General features: G+C 71.8%; 10 protein-coding genes and 2 pseudogenes. 6 read left to right on the plus strand and 6 right to left on the minus strand.

From position 1 onward, the window contains the following. The first annotated feature begins 2 nt into the window (after positions 1-2). Positions 3-1,112 (plus strand): glutamate 5-kinase, encoded by a 1,110-nt coding sequence (gene proB / locus HCA58_RS01710; protein WP_346775840.1) that lies wholly within the window; start codon positions 3-5, stop codon positions 1,110-1,112. Positions 1,113-1,194: 82 nt separating this feature from the next. Then, positions 1,195-2,439 (plus strand): glutamate-5-semialdehyde dehydrogenase, encoded by a 1,245-nt coding sequence (locus HCA58_RS01715; protein WP_169595935.1) that lies wholly within the window; start codon positions 1,195-1,197, stop codon positions 2,437-2,439. 8 nt (positions 2,440-2,447) lie between these two features. Here HCA58_RS01715 and HCA58_RS01720 read toward each other — a convergent pair whose 3' ends face one another. The 6 genes and pseudogenes from HCA58_RS01720 to HCA58_RS23090 form a co-directional block, all read right to left on the minus strand. Further along, positions 2,448-3,269, minus strand: a complete 822-nt coding sequence (locus HCA58_RS01720; protein ID WP_346775841.1) for a squalene--hopene cyclase — start codon at positions 3,267-3,269, stop codon at positions 2,448-2,450. Positions 3,270-3,396: 127 nt separating this feature from the next. Further along, positions 3,397-4,651 (minus strand): annotated as a pseudogene (gene moeZ / locus HCA58_RS01725) (adenylyltransferase/sulfurtransferase MoeZ). Positions 4,652-4,705: 54 nt separating this feature from the next. After that, entirely contained in the window at positions 4,706-5,521 is an 816-nt protein-coding gene (locus HCA58_RS01730; RefSeq protein ID WP_169595936.1) for a DUF3152 domain-containing protein, read from the minus strand. Between the two features lie 59 nt (positions 5,522-5,580). After that, positions 5,581-6,432 carry a DUF3152 domain-containing protein gene (locus HCA58_RS01735; RefSeq protein ID WP_346775842.1) on the minus strand — a complete coding sequence of 284 codons (852 nt, stop codon included), beginning with the start codon at positions 6,430-6,432 and terminating at the stop codon, positions 5,581-5,583. A gap of 97 nt (positions 6,433-6,529) precedes the next feature. Then, positions 6,530-7,504, minus strand: a complete 975-nt coding sequence (locus tag HCA58_RS01740; RefSeq protein ID WP_169595938.1) for an alpha/beta hydrolase — start codon at positions 7,502-7,504, stop codon at positions 6,530-6,532. 23 nt (positions 7,505-7,527) lie between these two features. Next, positions 7,528-8,784: pseudogene (locus tag HCA58_RS23090) on the minus strand (hypothetical protein); the annotation flags it as partial. 1,650 nt (positions 8,785-10,434) lie between these two features. Here HCA58_RS23090 and HCA58_RS01750 point away from each other — a divergent pair. From HCA58_RS01750 to HCA58_RS01765, 4 genes are all read left to right on the plus strand, one after another. Then, positions 10,435-11,073, plus strand: a complete 639-nt coding sequence (locus tag HCA58_RS01750; protein WP_169595940.1) for a TetR/AcrR family transcriptional regulator — start codon at positions 10,435-10,437, stop codon at positions 11,071-11,073. A 62-nt stretch (positions 11,074-11,135) separates the two neighbouring features. Then, a complete protein-coding gene (locus HCA58_RS01755; protein WP_099849490.1) occupies positions 11,136-11,363 on the plus strand; it encodes a DUF3107 domain-containing protein in 228 nt (75 codons plus the stop codon). Between the two features lie 426 nt (positions 11,364-11,789). Further along, complete coding sequence (locus tag HCA58_RS01760) at positions 11,790-13,463, plus strand: DEAD/DEAH box helicase (protein WP_169595941.1); 1,674 nt, start codon at positions 11,790-11,792, stop codon at positions 13,461-13,463. Positions 13,464-13,518: 55 nt separating this feature from the next. Then, complete coding sequence (locus HCA58_RS01765) at positions 13,519-14,694, plus strand: SAM-dependent methyltransferase (RefSeq protein WP_169595942.1); 1,176 nt, start codon at positions 13,519-13,521, stop codon at positions 14,692-14,694. Positions 14,695-14,761: the final 67 nt, after the last annotated feature.

The raw sequence follows: 14,761 nt of genomic DNA on the forward strand, positions 1-14,761 counted from the left end.
GGGTGCGCGACGCAGTCACTGCGGCCCGGCGGGTCGTCGTCAAGATCGGGTCATCCTCGTTGACCACCGCCACCGGCGGACTGGACGACGAGCGGGTGGACGCCCTAGTCGACGCTCTCGGCCTGCGGGCCGCCGACGGCCGCGAGGTGGTGCTGGTCTCCTCCGGCGCGATCGCCGCCGGCCTCACCCCGCTCGGGCTGCCCCGACGCCCACACGACCTGGCCACCCAGCAGGCCGCCGCAAGCGTCGGGCAGGGCCTGCTGATCGGGCGGTACGCCGCCGCCTTCGCCCGACAAGGCCGCACCGTGGGACAGGTGCTGCTCACCGTCGACGACGTGACCCGTCGAGCGCATTACCGCAACGCGTACCGCACCCTGCGCAAGCTGCTCGACCTGCGGGCAGTGCCGATCGTCAACGAGAACGACACGGTCGCCACCGAGGAGATCCGGTTCGGCGACAACGACCGGCTGGCCGCGCTGGTCGCCGCGCTCGTCGACGCCGACCTCCTGGTGCTCCTCTCCGATGTCGACGCCCTATGGACCGGCGACCCGACCCGACCCGGCTCCCACCGCATCGCCGAGGTACGCGACGAGACCGACCTGGTCGGAGTCGAGATCGGCGGTAGTGGCCGCGCGGGAGTCGGCACCGGCGGCATGGTGACCAAGGTCGAGGCGGCCCGGATCGCCACCGGTTTCGGCATCCCGGTGGTGCTCACCTCCGCCGCCCAGGCAGTCGCCGCGCTTGCCGGTGAATCGGTCGGCACCTTCTTCCACCCCAGCCCTCGACGCCCCGCCGCCCGACTGTTCTGGCTCGCCCACGCCACCGCGCCACGGGGCCGGCTACACCTCGACCCCGGTGCGGTTGCCGCGGTGGTGGGACGACGCAAGTCGCTGCTGCCCGCCGGGATCACCGCCGTGGACGGCACGTTCACCGCCGGCGACCCGGTTGACCTCGTCGACACCTCCGGCGCACCCGTGGCCCGGGGGCTGGTCAACTACGACGCGGTGGAGCTGCCCGGCCTGCTCGGGCGTTCCACCGCCGACCTCGCCGCGGCACTCGGACCGGCGTACGAACGGGAGGTCGTCCACCGCGACGATCTGGTGCTGCTGTGAGCCGGCCGAAGTGATCGCAAGGGCCCTTCCTGTACACGAGGGCTACGACAGGGTGCCCTTCCTTACCTTCAAGGAGTAGGAAATGCGCGTGAGTGAGCAGGCCCGCCGGGCGCGAACGGCGGCGCAGACGCTGGCCGTGGCGACGCGTACCGCCAAGGACGCAGCGCTGCACGCGATGGCCGACGCGCTTGTGGCGCGTACCCCGGAGATCCTGGCGGCGAACGCCGCGGACCTGGCAGCAGGGCGTGACGCCGGACTGGGCGCGGCCGTGCTGGACCGGCTCGCCCTCGACGAAGGGCGGATTGCCGACATCGCCGACGCGCTGCGCCAGATGGCGGCGCTGCCCGACCCGGTCGGCGAGGTGGTCCGCGGCTCGACCCTGCCCAACGGGTTGGAGCTGCGGCAACTGCGGGTGCCGTTCGGGGTGGTCGGCATCATCTACGAGGGGCGACCCAACGTGACGGTGGACGCCGCCGGGATCTGCCTGAAAGCCGGCAACGCCGCGCTGCTGCGGGGTTCCTCCTCGGCCGCGCACTCCAACGCGGCGCTGGTCTCGGTGCTGCGCGACGCAATCGCAGCGGCCGGCCTACCCACCGACGCGGTGCAGCTGGTCGATGCCAGTTCCCGCGACTCGGTGAAGGAGTTGATGCGGGCCCGGGGCCTGGTCGACGTGCTGATTCCGCGCGGCGGAGCGTCGCTGATCCGCGCCGTGGTCGAGGAGTCGACCGTCCCGGTCATCGAGACCGGGGTGGGTAACTGCCATGTCTACGTGGACGCCACCGCCGACGTGTCGATGGCTGTCGCGATAACGCTCAACGCGAAGACGCAGCGCCTGTCCACCTGCAACACCGCCGAGTCGCTGCTGGTGCACGCCGACGTCGCCGATGCCTTCCTACCGGTGATGCTGGCCGCGTTCGCCGAGGCCGGCGTGACCGTGCACGGCGACGCACGGGTGGCCGCCCACTCCGACGCCGTGGTCCCGGCAACCGAGGAGGATTTCGGTACCGAGTACCTCGCCGCGGACATCTCCGCTGCTGTCGTGGACTCGCTGGACGCGGCGGTCGCGCACATCGGGCGGTACGGCAGCGGCCACACCGAGGCGATCGTCACCGACTCCCAGTCGGCCGCCCGGGAATTCGCGGCGCGGGTCGACTCGGCGGCCGTGATGGTGAACGCCTCGACCCGGTTCACTGACGGCGGCGAGTTCGGCTTCGGTGCCGAGATCGGCATCTCCACCCAGAAGCTGCACGCCCGTGGTCCGATGGGCCTACCCGAGTTGACCAGCACCAAGTACGTCGTCACCGGCACCGGCCAGCTACGCCCCTGACCCTGGCCTCAGCGAAAGGCACGGATGACGGCGAGCGTGGTGTGCACGTCGAACTGGTGGCCGTCGTCGCTGGTCCACCCGCCGTCACTACGCTGCGTCTCGGTGAGCCGGCGTCGGGCGGCCACCAGCGTCCATTCCTGAAGATCGACGCCCACCCGGTGCAGCGTCACGCCTAGCCAGGCGGCGTCGGCCGCCGACGCCTCCGGCAGCCGCTCCGCCAGCACCGCCTTGATCTGTGCCGACTCGTAGAACATCTGCTGCCGGTGCAGGACTGCCGCGCTCAGCCAACCGGTGGCCAGGAAGGACGGCCAACTCCCGTCGGGGCGCAACTGGGCAGCGAGCGCCTGGCTGGCGGCCTGCACCACCCCGGCGTACGCCCCACCGACCCGGTGATCCAACGGGCCGGCGGCCCGCGCGTCCAGACCCGCTGCGGTCAACCAGAAGGCGGCGTTGGCGGTGAGGTACATTTTCGCCTCCGGGCTACCCGGACGGGCCCACTCGGGTGCGGAGTCGGCCAGGGCTTCGTCCTCCTCCCAACAGCCGTCACGTCGCTGGGCTGCGGCGAGCCAGTCCAGCGCCCGCCGGGCGCTCGGGCGGCCCAGCGCACCGAGGTCGTCCAGTTCCGCGAGGCGGAAGCAGGTCGCGTCGACCGAGGCGACCTCGTCGCCCCAGGACGCCGGCCAGCCACCGCCGGGTGTCTGGCCCACCTCGGCGCTGTCGAACACTTCCGGCGGTGGCTGCGCGCCGGTACGCAGCCAGGACATGCGGGCACGCTCCACCGCGTCCCCGTGCGCCACCACGAACCCGATCGCGGCATCGATGTCGACCACGGCGGCCACGCTACCGACGTAACCGTGATCCCGCCTCAGGAGTACGGATAGGTGAGTCGGACCGAGGGCAGGAGTCAGAAGGGGCCCCTGCTCCACCTGACGGGGTCAGCAGGCAGAGGCCCTTCTCTCAGTAGGCGGGCAGCGACGGATCGATCTGCTTGATCCAGGAGAGCACGCCGCCCTGTACGTGCACGGCGTCGCGGAATCCGGCCGCCTTCAGCGCGGCCAACGCCTCGGCGGAGCGGATGCCGGACTTGCAGTGCAGAACGATCTGCCGGTCCTGCGGAAACTCGGACAGTGCCGTGCCGGAGAGGATCTCGCCCTTGGGGATCAGGGTGGCGCCGGGGATGCGGACGATTTCGTACTCGGCCGGCTCCCGGACGTCGACGAGAAAGATGTCCTTGCCCGCGTCCTGCCACTCCTTCAGTTCGGCCGCGGTGATGGTCGCGTCGACCACCGCTTCCTGGGCTTCCACCGACACCGCGCCGCAGAAGTCCTCGTAGTCCTCCATCAGGTCGGTGAGTGTGGGGCGTTCGCCGCAGAGTACGCAGTTCGGGTCCTTCCGAACTTTGATCTTCCGGTAGCTCATCTCCAGGGCGTCGTAGACCATCAGCCGGCCGACCAGCGGCTCGCCGATGCCGGCGAGCAACTTGATCGCCTCGTTGACCTGGATCGAGCCGATCGAGGCGCAAAGCACGCCCAGCACGCCGCCCTCGGCGCAGGAAGGCACCATGCCCGGCGGCGGGGGCTCCGGGTAGAGGCAGCGGTAGCAGGGACCGTGCTCGGCCCAGAACACCGACGCCTGGCCGTCGAAGCGGTAGATCGAGCCCCAGACGTACGGTTTGCCGAGCAGCACCGCCGCGTCGTTGACCATGTACCGGGTAGCGAAGTTGTCAGTGCCGTCGACGATCAGGTCGTACTGGGCGAAGATCTCGCGGACGTTGTCGCGGTCCAGCGCGGTGTTGTGGATCTCGACGTTCACCAGCGGGTTGATCTCGCGGATGCTCGCCGCAGCCGACTCGGCCTTCGAGCGTCCGACGTCGGACACCCCGTGGATGATCTGACGCTGAAGGTTGGATTCGTCGACGGTGTCGAAGTCGATGATGCCCAGGGTGCCGACCCCGGCGGCGGCCAGATACATCAGGGCAGGCGATCCGAGTCCGCCCGCGCCGACACAGAGCACCCGGGCGTTCTTCAGCCGCTGCTGACCGGTGACCCCGACGTCGGGGATGATCAGGTGGCGCGAGTAGCGGCGGATCTCGTCAACGGTCAGCTCGGCGGCGGGTTCGACGAGCGGGGGCAACGACACGGTGAACTCTCCCCGGGGATCGATGTGGTGGGCGACCGCGCCATTGTCGCTCGCCGACCCGGCCATCGGCCATGAGCAGGGACACGCCGCCCGCTATGCGGGAGTGGGAATACCCGGCGAGCCGGCGTCAGCCGATCAGCTCACCGGCGTACCGGCGGCCGGCGAGGATCGGCCAGGCGTTCGGCAGGCAGCCGTCCAGGCCGTACGTCTGCTGCTGCATGACCGGCGCCAGGTCTCCCGGCCCGGGGCACGCCTCGTGCCCCTCCCCGATTTCGTGTCCGACCTCATGGTTGATCACGTAGGCCCGGTAGACCTCGAGCGGTGCGGCGTAGTCCGGTACCGCCTCCAACCAGCGGGCCAGGTTGATGATGACCTGACCGGGCAGCCGGCAGGAGGTGTAGCCATCGGTGGTCAAACCACCCTCGGCGCACATCGCCTCCGAGGTGTGCGGCGTGGCGAGGTAGATGGTGAAGTCGGCGGACTCCGCCTCGGCGATCCGCTGTACGCGCAGCTCCCCGGTGCCGATCCAGCTACGCGGGTCCGCCAGCACTACGTCGACTGCGGCGGCGAAGGCGGCCGGGTCCTGGCCGGTGCCCTGCTCGACGGCGACGCGGTAGCGGGCCACCGGACCGCCCACGCCGCGCGCCGGCGTCTGGCCGCCAGCCACCGTGAACATGCCGTCACCCACCCAGGGGTACCGGCTCGGTCTGATCTGTCCGTCGCCGCCTGCTCCGTGCGCGATCCGGTCACCGAAACCCTGATGTGGCGCCGCCGCCCGGTGACCGGTTCGGGCCAGCAGCATCGCCGCCGCGACGGCCAGCACCAGCACCACGCCCAGGGTCACCACCGTTCGGCGTGCACTGACCGGCCGGTGGTGACGATCCGACGGCCCACCCGAAGGATCTGGACGGTCGTGATCGTGCCAGAGGGGTGCAGTTGGCATGACGTCATCGTCGCACCTAATTCCGGCACTTCACCGCATTTTGACCGGCCGACGACGAGTCAGAGTGGCGGACCCTCGTATCGCCGACCGTCCAGGTACGGCCAAGGGTTGGCGACGCAGCCCTTGAGGAAGAGCGTCTGCTGCATCATCACCGGAGCCGGTTCACCACGGCCCGGACAGCGTTCGTGGCCGTTGCCCAACTCGTGCCCCACCTCGTGATTGATCACGTACTTCCGGTAGAGCGACAGCGGCACGTCGGCCGCGACGAAGTGCGGTACCGACAGCCGCCACCGGTCCAGATTGATGATCACTCTGCCGGGTGCACGACAGGAGGTGTACGGCCGTCCATCCACCCGGATGTCCACCCCCCCGGCGGCGCACATCCGACCCGCCGTCCCAGCCGTGGCCAGGTAGACGGTGAACTCGTGCCGGTCGGCACCGTCGACCTGACGCAGCCGCAGCCGACCGCTGTCCACCCAACTGCCCGGCCCGGCGAGCGCCGCGCCAACCGCCAGTGCGAACTCACCCGCGTCCGCGCCGGAGCCGGACTCCACCGCCACCCGGTAACGCCGGAGGTCACCGGCCGTACCCAGCACCGGGCCGGCCCCACCGGCATAGGCGAACCGCCCCGGTCCGGTCGACGGGATCGGGCCGGGCTCCTGCAGGACAGGCGCCACCGGTGGCGGAGACACCCGCACGGTAGCCGGGGACGCCACCGGTGCGGGGAGCGTCGCGGCCACAGCCGGTTCCGAGGCCACCGGGACGGCCTCGTCGGCCGCGCCCAGACCCACACCGGTGCCGCTGGCCACCATCGCCACCGCGGCACCCACGGCGGCCACCAGCGCCGCCACTCGGATCAGCGCACCCGGTCCGCGTCCCCGGCCTCCCCCGCCCCGGGCGACGATGCTCACATCCGTCGCTCGATCCTGATGGGAAAATTCCTGCCGGACGGTACGACGGCCAGTGAAAAGAGTCGATCCACGACGGCTACCGGGGCTGTGCACCCGGTCATCCTGCCAGGTCCGCCCGAAGGGCCGTTCGCCCCGTCTCGGCGAGCAACCCCAGCACCGCTCGGGCCACCAGCCGCGGCACCTCAAGCTGAGCCACGTGACCGACACCATTGATCATCAGGAGTCGACTGTCCGGGATCACCCGCGCGGCCTGCGGCGCCACCCGCACGTCGACAAGCCGGTCCTGACGCCCTCCGATGACGAGTGCGGGAGCACGCACCGCACCGGCCATCCGCCACAGTGAGCCCGACCCGGGCAGGTACGACCGCACAAAGCTGGAGACCAGGCCACGGAAGGTACGCACGTACGCCGCCGCGTAGTGCGCCGCCTCGTAGCGGACCCGGATCTCCTCCAGTGCCTCACGCCGACGCTGGTCGCTGATCCGGCTGAGGTCGGCCACACACGCCTCCATCACCTGCTGGGCCATCACCTCCGGCGCGAGTTGAGCCAGCCGCCAGGCGGCAACCCGTTCGCCCCGGGGAATCGCCAGCAGCGGAAGCATCCGACCCTGCAACGACCGGCGGAAGTCGAGAAACGGCAGGGCCGGCGACACCAGGGTCAGTGTGCGGACCAGATCCGGCCGGAGAGCGGCCACCCGCACCGAGATCGCACCACCGAGCGAATTTCCGAACAGGTGCACCGGTCCACGGTCGGCGTACTCGATCCAGCGGATCACCCGGTCGGCGAAGACCGGCACCGTGTAGCGCCGGCCCGGCTCACTGCGACCGAACCCGGGCAGGTCGATCGCCTGCCCGTCCAGCCGATCGGCGAGCAGCCCCGCCAGATCGGTCCAGTTCTGTGACGAGCCGCCCAGTCCGTGCACGTACAACGCCGGTTCGGCGTCCGCACGGGTGGCCGGCGTCTCGCGGACGTAGGTGACGGCCCCGTCGAGTCGCACCTCGCGGCCCGGCCAGGGCGGCGGAACCGAGTGGGCGGGCAGCAGCCGTTCGGGCCAGAGGGTGGCAGGTTTCACCGTTCCAGTCTGCCTGGAACGGCTCACGCCAGCAGCGCCTCCAGCCGCCGGTTGACCGCGGCCAGCGTCGCCCGCACCACCGCCTGCCGGGGATCGCCGGCCACCAGGGCGGAACCGGCCAACTGTTCGACCCACCCGTCGCAGACCAGGAGCACCACCACCGTGGCCACGTCGCAGTTTCCGAACGGCACCACCGCGGCGTGTTCCACGAAACATCGTCCACGTTCCGCCGTGGGGCCGGCGGTGTAGAGCAGTTCGTCGACCGCCGCCGCAGCGGCGACGCCGCACAGCCGCAGGACGAACCCGTCCACGGCGGGCCCGGTGGCGTGCCCCGAGGCGTTCTGGTCGCCGGCGACCAGACGGACCTCGACGTTGGCGTCGAGCCCGAACGTGCTCACCTGCACGTGGTCCAGTACCACCCGGGGGCCCGGCATCCCACCGGTGTCCAGCGGTCGCGACGGCGCGGACTCGGTCGTGGTGAGTTGCCCGCCGGAGTAGGACGAGCCGAGGGTCACCGGACTGCCCGACGCACCCGGCTCTTCGACGACTGCTCTGCCCCGGTTCGGTGCGGGGGGCTGCCGGCGCCGCCGGATGGTTTCCGGCGCACTCTCCGGTCGACTCGGCGGAGGCTCCGTCCGGCTGCCGCAGGATCGGGCGGAGGGACGCCGCGGCTCCCCGGACGGGCGTACCTCACCTGCCTCGCTCCGGCTTTCCGCAGGGCGCCGACGCGCCGGCCCGGCGGGGACCGCGGGCAAGCCACGAGGTGCCGCGGCCAGCCCCATCCGCTCCTGCAACAACCGGGCGACCTGTCGACTCACCTCGGCCGGGTCGGCACCGTCGGCGAGGTCGAGCCGCAGGCTGTGTGCTCCGGCAGGGGTACGTCGCAGGGCGGCGTCACGTACGCCCCCGACGCCTCGCACGGCGGCGAGGATCGCGTTGACGTCGAAGCCTTCCGGCCGGTCCCGCAGCGGGGCGGGCTCGTCGTCCCTGCGAAGGTGGGTGGCTATCCGGGCAAGTTCCGGCGTTTCGGCGGGTGGGTCCACAGCTGGCGGCTCCGGCACGACGGGTACGTCCGGTTCGGCGGGAACGCGCTGCGGCAACTCTGCCGCGGTGTCGTCCCGCGCACTGTCGCCGGCCAGCCCGGTCGGCGGATCCGGCTCGGGGGCGGAGCGGCGCGCCGCATAGGGAGCCGCGCTCGTCGGGACGGGCGCGGCGGGAGTGCGTTCCCGACGACCGGGCTCATCCGGGGCTTGACCGGGCGCGGCCGTTCCGTCGGCCGGGTCAGGCGGTACGGGAGCTGAGGCGGGCGCGGGTGCCTGCGTGTCCGGGACCGGCCGCAACCGGAACGGACGGTACCCGGGAGGGTCGGCAGCTGACCGAGGCTCGGTGACCGGCGGCGGCGAACCGGGATCCGGTGCCTCCCGTCGGCTCTGCCCACCGGGGTGTGCGGCACCGGAGGTGGGGGATGGCGATCGGGTGCCGGCCGGTGGGGCGCTCGTCGGAGCGGCAGCCGGCGGTGGGTCGGCGGGCGGGGAACTGGCCGGGGACAGCGCCCAGGGCAGGTGTTCCTCGGCCGGCTGTCCACCAGCCCGGCTGCCCCAGGGTTGGCTCTCCTCGTGGCGCGTCCCCCACGGTGAGCCCTCGTCCGCCGGTGCACCACTCACCGGCGGCAGCGCCCACGACGGACGCTGTGGGGCCGGCGGTGCGCTGGCCGGATCGCCGCTGGTCGGGGGCGTCTCCCAGGACGGACGGTCCTCGGCTGGCGGCAGGTCCGCCGAACGCGCCCACGCGGGACGTCGTGCGGACGGGGGCCCGCTCGTCGGATCGACGCCGGGCGGCTGGTCCACCGCCTCGGGCTGTCGTCCCGGACCCGGCTCAACGTCCCTGCGCGGTTCGTGCGGCCGGGGCCGCTCCGCTCGCACCGGTTCGTACGGTCGGGTCGGTTCGGCGCGCAGCGGATCGTACGGGCGGCTGGGCTCGCTGGCCCAGTTCCGGGTCGGCACCTCACCGGACCGGCGGTCGGTAGGCCCATCCTCGTCGCGTGCCCACGATGGTGCCCAATCGCGGCCCCGGTCGGGCCGAGCCCATCTGGGCCGGGCCTCGTCACCGACGGGACGGTCGGTAGGTGACCAGCCGGTGGGCTCGTCGATGCCGGCAGCCCGAGGGCGGTCAGCCGGGAAGCCGTCGTCCCAGCCGTGCTGCCGACCGCCCGCCGGACCGTCGGCGGACCGTTCGGCGGTGGGAGCGTGCAGGCCGGGTGGCATCTCGAAGCCGGAGGGGGCGGTGCCTACCGGCGGCACCTGCACGGCCGGGGGCGACGGGGTCGGCACACCGTTGACCGGCTGCTCGCCGGAGGGCACCGGACGGGGCGCCGGCACGACGAGGCGGTCCTGGCTTTGGTCCTGCTGGCTCGGGTCGGACAGGCCGGGAGGCGCGCTGACCGGGGCGCGCCGGCGGGCGGTGGGCTGGTCCACGGCCGGCGTGCCGTTCGCCTGACGCCCGTTGACGTGGTTGCCGTTGACCCGGCCGGATCGTTCAGAATCCGCCTGCTCACCGATGGGAGCGGGCAGGTCGGCATGGCGGGACGAGGCGGTGGCCCAGCCGGAGGGTGACTGCGACCGCAGCCCGGCGTGGTCGGGACCAGGCGCGTCTTCGGGATCCCACGACCAGTCGACCGGTGAGGCCGCCCATCCGTTGCCGGAACGGGCCAGGTCATCGCGCCGACCCGTCCCGTCGCCGTGCTCTCCCGGGGTGGCGGCACCGGGTTGCCCTGCTTCACTCACCGCGCGCTCCTTGGTCGCCCACGCTGAGGCTACCGTGTGGCGACAGTGGCGATAAGTTACAGCGGCGGGCCAATTCCGCGCGGGGTCGAGAAGCCCCGACCGGTTCGGGTGGATATGCCGGCTCGTACGACAACCTCGGAGGTTCCCATGACCGCTGTGGGGAACGGCGCCCAGACCGCCGGTCGACCCACGCGCCTGCCCCGTTCGGCGCGCCGCAAGCAGCTACTCGCCGCTGCTCAGGAGGTGTTCGTCGCGCAGGGTTACCATGCTGCGGCCATGGACGACATCGCGGAGCGGGCGGGAGTCTCCAAGCCGGTGCTGTACCAGCACTTCCCGGGCAAGATGGAGCTCTATCTCGCACTGCTCGACACGCACTGTGACGCGATAGTCGCCAAGGTGCACGACGCGATGGCGAGCACCACCGACAACAAGGAGCGGGTCAGCGCGTCGGTTCGGGCGTACTTCGACTTCGTCGATCACGAGAGCGAGGCCTTCCGTCTGGTCTTCGAGTCGGATCTGCGTAACGAGCCGGCCGTGCGGCAGCGCGTGGAGCGGGTCGAGCAGGGTTGCATAGCGGCGATCACGGACACGATCATCTCGGACACCGGAGTCAGCAGGGCCCATGCCGAGTTGCTCGCCTCGGGCCTGGTGGGTGCGGCGGAGACCGCCGCTCAGTTCTGGTTGGCCGGTGGCCGTCAGGTACCCAAGGCCGAGGCCGAGGCGTTCGTCGCGGCGCTGTCCTGGCGCGGCATTGCCAGCTTCCCGTTGCAAGGTGAGTCAGCCTGACCTTCGCCCCCGCGATCGGATAGCCTTCGCAGGGCGGCCGTTTCGCCCATGGAGGAGGCACAGTGGAGGTCAAGATCGGCGTGCAGTACGCGCCGCGCGAGCTGGTCCTGGAGAGCGCACAGTCGCCGGCCGAGATCGAGCGGATCGTGACCGACGCCGTCGCCAGGGGCGAGGGCACTCTCTCCCTGACGGACGAGAAGGGGCGGCGGATCATCGTGCCGGTCGGCAAGGTCGCCTACGTCGAGATCGCCGAGGCGTCCCCTCGGGCGGTCGGTTTCACTGTCCGCTGACGTCACCGTAGACCGGCGGCAGGGACAGCGGGGCGTATCACCACGCCTCGCCGCCCTGTTGCCGGTTCCACCGCATCGTCGGGGCCCGACCGCCGTAGCCGCCCGACGATAGCCGTCCGCGCCGGATGCCCGGTGTTCAGCGGCCCTGGCCGCTCATCTCGTGATTCAGGTCACCCACAACGTTTGCGCCCCCGTTCCCGCCCCTGGAATCGGAACGTTGTCGTGGCCGTTCAGGTAGCATGGCCGCAGTTGCCGCATGTGCCGATCCGGCCGGAGTCAAATCCGCTCCGGTCGAAGTCCGTCCAGCGGCACGCGTGCGGCCCGGTCCGCTCGGCTCTCTGCCGCCGACCGTGTGGCCCGCGTCATACCGACCGCGCCCTGAGGACATGACGGGGCGCACCCACGAGAGGGCACCCCCAAATCCATATGAGTGAACCGATTCAAGACCTCACCGAGGGCCCGGAACTGGCCCCGACCGCTCCGGTCCGACCGGAGGCACCGACCTTCGCCGAGCTTGGCGCGCGTGCCGAGACCGTCGACGCGCTGGCCACGGCCGGCATCACCCGCGCCTTCGCCATCCAGGAGTACGCGCTGCCGATCGCGCTGCGGGGGGCCGACCTGATCGGGCAGGCCCCGACCGGCACCGGCAAGACCCTCGGCTTCGGCGTGCCGTTGTTGGAACGGGTCTTCGCACCCGGCGAGGGTGGCGACGGGCTACCGCAGGCGCTCGTCGTCGTACCGACCCGCGAGTTGGGCATCCAGGTCGCTAAGGACATCGCCGCCGCGAGCCGTACCCGGGGCGTACGCGTGTTGCCGATCTACGGTGGTGTCGCGTACGAGCCGCAGATCGAGGCTCTGCGCAAGGGTGCGGAAATCCTCGTCGGCACCCCCGGCCGGCTGTTGGATCTCGCCAAACAGAAGCATCTGCGCCTGCACGGTGTTCGCGCGCTTGTGCTGGACGAGGCCGACCGGATGCTCGACCTCGGCTTCCTCGACGACGTCGAGCGGATCCTGGCGATGCTGCCGGAGGACCGGCAGACCATGCTCTTCTCCGCGACCATGCCCGATCCGATCGTGACGCTGTCCCGGCGTTTCCTGCGTCACCCGATCACGATCCACGCCGGTCACACCGCCGAGACCGGCCCCTCACCACAGACCGAACAGCTCGTCTACCGCACCCACTCGATGAACAAGATCGAGATCGTGGCCCGGGTCCTTCAGGCCGACAGCCGTGGCCTGACCATCATCTTCACCCGGACCAAGCGGGCCGCGGACCGGGTCGCCGAGGACCTCGACTTCCGGGGCTTCGCGGTCGCGGCGGTGCACGGCGACCTCGGCCAGGGGGCCCGGGAGCGGGCTCTGCGGGCATTCCGGGCCGGCAAGATCGACACCTTGGTCGCAACCGATGTGGCGGCCCGGGGCATCGACGTCAGCGGCGTCACCCATGTGATCAACTACGACTGCCCGGAAGACCAGGACACCTACACCCACCGGATCGGCCGGACCGGTCGTGCCGGCGCGAGCGGTGTCGCGGTGACCTTCGTCGACTGGGACGACATGCCCCGCTGGCGGATCATCGACAAGACCCTCGGCCTGGACATGCCCGAGCCACCGGAGACCTACCACACCTCGCCGCACCTCTACACCGACCTGCACATCTCCACCGAGGTCACCGGCACCCTGCCCTCCGCAGAACGTACCCGCGCCGGCTTGGCCGCCGAGGTCGAGGAGGACCTCGGCGGTGGCCGCCCCCGCCGCGGCGAGCCACGCGGTGCACGCCGCAGAGGTCGCGGCGAGGGCGGGCGTGGCCGCGGCGGCTCCGGTCGCGGCCAGGACGGTGGCGACATCCCGCTGGACGCCACCGCCGAGAGCACCGTCTCGGAGGGCACCCGAACGCCCCGGCGACGCCGACGCCGACGGGCCGGCGAGGCGACGACGGGCACCGAGACCGCCTCGCCGAACGTCGACAGCACCCCCGTCGAGACGGCCACCGGACGAGGCGAGGACGCCGCCGGTGAGGCCGCTGCGCGCCCGCGCCGACGCCGCCGCCGACGTGGTACCGCCTCCGGCGGTACGCCGGCCGAGCCGACCACCGACTGACGACGCACCCCTGAGGCGGCGAGCGGCTGGTGCCGCCGTCCCGGAAGATGGAACGATGCCCGAACCACTGCACTCCGCCCTGGCCGAGGTCCGCTCGATGCTGCTCGGACCGGCTCTCACCCGGGCCGTGGCCGCCGGACGACGGCGCGGTGAGCGTCCCGCCACGGTTCGGGCCGAGTTGCGTCCCGTCGCGCTCAAGGCCGGCCAGCGGCTGCAGATCTCCACCTCCGACGGGGCCCGGCCACACACCCGGAACCTGAGCCCCGGGCCGGAGGCGGAGGCGGCGGTGGAGGCGCTGCTTGCCGAGCCGTTCGGCAACTGGCACGTGGAGACCATCGACGCCACCCTGCAACTGCGGGTCACCAAGTCGGGCGAGGCCCAGGTGCACCGCAGCACGGCGAGCCGGTCGGCCGCCGCGACCGTCTCCGGGCACGACCGGAGCAAGGCATACCTGCTCGACCCCGGTGACCCGCTCTTCGCCACGATCGGCGGCTCAGCGGCCAAACGCCGGCAGGTCGACGCGTTCCTGCGGGCGCTCACCGCCACCCTCCCCGACGGGCGGCTGTCCGGGCAGTCGGACCGCCCACTGCGGGTGGTCGACCTTGGCTGCGGCAACGCGTACCTCACCTTCGCCGCGTACCGCTACCTGACCCGGTCGGGCCTCGACGTCGAACTGGTGGGGGTGGATGTACGCGACGATCAGCGCCGCCGCAACACCGAGCTGGCCGAGCGGCTGGGCTGGGCCGGACAGGTGCGTTTCGTCGCCGGCACGATCGCCGACGCGACCGTCGATCCGCCACCCGACCTGGTGCTGGCGCTGCACGCCTGTGACACCGCCACCGACGAGGCGCTGGCCCGGGCGGTGGGTTGGCGCGCCCGTTGGGTGCTCGCCGCGCCGTGCTGCCACCACGACGTCGCGGCGCAGCTGCGTAACCGTCCCGCTCCGTCGCCGTACGATCTGCTCACCCGGCAGGGCATCCTGCGGGAGCGCTTCGCCGACGTCCTCACCGACTCGCTGCGTGCCGGGCTGCTGCGGCTGCACGGCTACCGGGCCGAGGTGGTCGAGTTCGTCGACTCCGCGCACACCCCGCGGAACCTGCTCGTCCGGGCCCGTCGGACCGACATCGACCCGACCGCCGCGCAACGCGAGGAGTATCGGGACCTGGTCGACCAGTGGCAGGTCACGCCCCGGTTGGAGACACTGCTCGCGCAGCTGTCGTCGACGGTGTGACGAATTCGTCCCCGGCTGTCGGGATCGTCGGGTCATTCAGTCGATCGTTCGGCGCCCTTTCCCGTAC

Source organism: Micromonospora sp. HNM0581, assembly GCF_012726175.1.
In the GTDB taxonomy this organism is placed as follows: Bacteria; Actinomycetota; Actinomycetes; order Mycobacteriales; family Micromonosporaceae; genus Micromonospora.